Annotated in this window: 1 protein-coding gene; it reads right to left on the bottom strand. The window is 35.6% G+C overall.

The genetic code is table 11. The features are described 5' to 3' along the window. Positions 1–621 precede the first annotated feature (621 nt). On the bottom strand, positions 622–3,750 hold the full coding sequence (locus HOG71_02675) for a T9SS type A sorting domain-containing protein (protein ID MBT5989734.1): 3,129 nt from the start codon (positions 3,748–3,750) through the stop codon (positions 622–624). Between the last annotated feature and the right edge of the window lie 96 nt (positions 3,751–3,846).

Genomic DNA, 3,846 nt, shown 5'->3' with positions numbered 1-3,846 from the left:
TGATGAAACAAAAAATGTATATTGAAAATGTACGCTCTGTTGTTCTTAGCTTGAATTTAACTCAACCCCTAACCCCTTCTCTGAAAAATCAAAGAAGGGGAATTGATTTTACTTCAAAGCTAGATTGATATATTATTAATTGGAGTATATACTGTCCTAGTTGTTCATAGCTTGGAACTGCGAACAGCCGAGGAATGCCAATAATTCTCTGTCATACCGACCTTCGGGAGGTATCTGATGGCCGAGTTTAAGCATTTCAATCGGGTTTTTTTCCTGCTCTTCGTTAGCAGATTCTTCTCCCGATAAATCGGGATCAGAATGACAGAAGCTATAGATTGAGCGTGAATGCCTTTATATTCAAAAACTGGTTCAAGGATTAGCGTAGCGGTTCTTGGACCTTTTTGGAAATGTATATTGAAAATGTAAGCCTCTGTTGTTCGTAGCTTGAATTTAACTCAACCCCTAACCCCTTCTCTGAAAAATCAAAGAAGGGGAATTGATCCTACTTCAAAATTAGAAATTGATACACTAATAATTGGAGTACATACTGTTCCCTTCTTTACATAGTAGAGAAGGGCTAGGGATGAGTTGCTTTTACTCTTACAATCTGAAAAAAAATTATTACAACCTCACAAGAGGCACATGATAAATGCCATTCTCACCAATTACTTTAATCCAATAAACTCCCTTTGACTGATTGTTCAGGTCTATTTGAGTTTTGGTGTGTGTAATGTGTAAATCCCTAATCAATTGACCATTGCTTGAATAAATCTGAATGATGGCATTGCTATAATCGACTATCTCAATATAGAACATTCCATCCGATGGATTTGGATAAACAAGAATGCTGTTTTCGATTTGTTCATTCAAACCTGATCTGACATAATACAATCCGTCCGACTCATCCGACAAACAGCCATCCAACTCAGTGATTAAACTAAAATTTCCACTTTTTGGAGCAATGATCAATTGTGTAGTTAATCCTAAGAGTGTGTCATTCAAATACCAATTATATGCATCAGCCAGTGTGCTGCTTTCTAAGCTATCAATTCCAGCTTTCAGAATTTCTGGTATTGATGGTAGTGGCTTTACTTTTATTATTGTAACATCTGATTCGATGCTTTGACATGTATTACTATCAATCACATGCAAACTAAAACTACCATTTTGAGTAATTGTTCTTTCTTCATCTCCATTTGCATCAGACCAAACATAGCTTGTGTAGCCTGAAGGAGTAGATAGAATGACACTATCTCTTTCGCAAAAAGTTACTGGACCAGATGCTATGATTGTAGGTTTTGGTGGATTGGGAAATACAACAATAACAACTGTATCTGACATCTCACTTACACAAGTATTTGAATCAACTAATGATAAACTAAACTGTCCACTTTTTACAACCTTTTGTTTCCAGTTTGAATCTCCATTCGACCAATTGTAATGCGAATAACCAATTGGGGCTTCAAGAACAGCACTATCGCCATCACAAAATGTTTGATTGCCAATGAGTGTTATGTTTGGTTTTGGAGGATTGGGATAAACTGTTACAAGAAAACTATCAGAAAAAGGGCTAGTGCATGTTTTTGCATCAATGACTTGAAGCCTTATAATCGATGATTGGCTTACATAAATCTCTGAGCTTTTTGATCCATCTGACCATAAATAACTAACATAGCCAACAGGAGCAGACAATTGAACACTATCGCCATCGCAAAATTCGCTTGCTCCAAAACTGTTGACTATAGGTTTGGGAGGATTAGGATGTACGGTTACTTCTACAGTGGCTTTAGTTAAGCATCCATAAGCATTGGTGACAAATACACGATATTGACCTGAAGTATCTGCTACGAATAGTGCTGAATTGGAAATGGTATCTGCTGCTGGCAAAGACTTCCAGACATAGGCAAAAGTAGTATCCGTTCCGGCATTAAAACTGGCACTTCCTCCTTCACAAAAAGCCGTATCGTTTCCTAAATTTACAATTGGGTAATCCATGACAAATACAGAAACGGTATCAGTGTCTTTGCAGCCATATTTATCGGTGACAATCAGATGATAATCACGAGTGGTAAAAGCCTGGAAAGTGATTGTTTTTTTGTTCATCAAGCCATACCAATAATAACTGACACCACCGGATCCGCTTAATGATATCTGATCACCTAAGCAGGGATATTGATCCATACCAGCATCAGCAACAGGCCGGTGGAATGTAACCCAAATTGTATCTTTAAATGGGATGCTTCCTTTCCATGCAGTAATGCCTATTGCATGAGTTCCAAATCCGAAGCCTGATGAATCCAATGTTATTGTTTTGCTACTTTGACCTGTTGACCATGAATAGGCTCGGAAACCACTTGCAGCTGTTATGCTTATGCTTTTCTGTGCACAAATAACCGTGTCGTCAGGAATTATATCGAGATGATACTCATCGCAGCCAATGTAAGGAGTATTTGGATCTCTTGGTTCACCATCAATATCCGTAGTAACTTCTGTCAGCGGTATTCCCATTCTCATGAATGTGTCCTGAATATGCATGCTGTCGGACATAAAGTTGACATTTTTTGAAATGGAGTGAGAATCTTGCTGGGAGTAGGCTTGCCATGATGATAGGGTAGTGTAGTTGTTAATTCCAAATAGATTTGCTGTTGTAGTTGTTAGAAAGTTATTATTATCAAAATATGGTGAGTTTGATGTTTGTGAGTGTATTTCATATGCAAAATTGTATGTGCCACTACCGTTATTAATTAAAATATTATTGAACACCTTATTTTTCCCAAAACTTGACAAATACAGGCAACTTGTAGCTTTGTTTCCTTCTAATATTATTGAGTTGTTAAAAATCTTGCAATCTGTAGTCCCACAATAGATTCCTGAATGACATACTCCTTGAATATTATTATTATCAATAAGAGCATATTTCGAATTATAAAATTGATTCGAAATGAAAATTGCTTCTGTATTATTCTGGTAACAACCTTGTATTTTTATGATATTTGAAGAAATTCTTATGGGATTTACTGTTTCATTAGCTTCAATACCAACTCGATAATTTGTATTTGAGGCGCTTGCTTCCACTCTGTTTTTATAAATGTGAGCATTTTCATTATATTTCAATGTTATTGCACTGAAAATTTGATTGGTAAAAAAGTTGTTGTTTATGACAAGTCCTTTCTCAGCCTGATTAGTCTCACCATAAAAATATATTGCAACACTTGACTCGAAAAAGTAATTATTAAAAACTTCAATATTATTATCTACTGAATTAAGAGAATAAAGCATCCAAAAAGATCCCCCACCTTTGAAGAAACAATTCAAAAAACTAACATTATTACAACCATTATCTAGTCTGACTCCTCTTCCATAACCGAGTTCGTCAGGATCGATAGTGAGATTCCTAAGTTTGATAAAATCGGCCCCATTTAAATAAATTACATAATTCTGGGAGTTGTTTGAATTTGAATTAGTGATAATTACCTGTGTACTATCTTTTGTATATGACTCGAATGTTATTGTATTAGTAGCTGATACTCCACTTATCTGAGGGATAATTATTTTTTCATCATAAGTCCCTGAATATATCCTAAACAAGACTGGTCCACTAACTCCATTGGCTGATAAGGCATTTACTGCACTCATAATGGTTTTGTAAGTAGGAGCATATTGTCCGATATAATAGGTGCCGCTCATTGTTTGAGAAAAGCAATTTGTAGTAAGCAATAAAATGCTAAGCGTATAGAGGAGTTTTTTCATGGTGTTTTGTTTCGTGTTTTGTGCGTAATAATTGTTGTTTATTGTTAAGAATTTTTGCTTTTTGTTTTGTTTTGTTTTGTTGAAAAACTTACTAAC

The organism is Bacteroidota bacterium (assembly GCA_018698135.1).
Classification (GTDB): Bacteria; Bacteroidota; Bacteroidia; order CAILMK01; family JAAYUY01; genus JABINZ01.
The sequence above is the reverse complement of the archived record's forward strand: the minus strand, read 5'-3'. Positions and strand labels throughout refer to the sequence as shown.

Bases quoted from the DNA above. Each gene is read 5' to 3' on its own strand.
- HOG71_02675 (MBT5989734.1), bottom strand. From the start codon at position 3,750: ATGAAAAAACTCCTCTATACGCTTAGCATTTTATTGCTTACTACAAAT.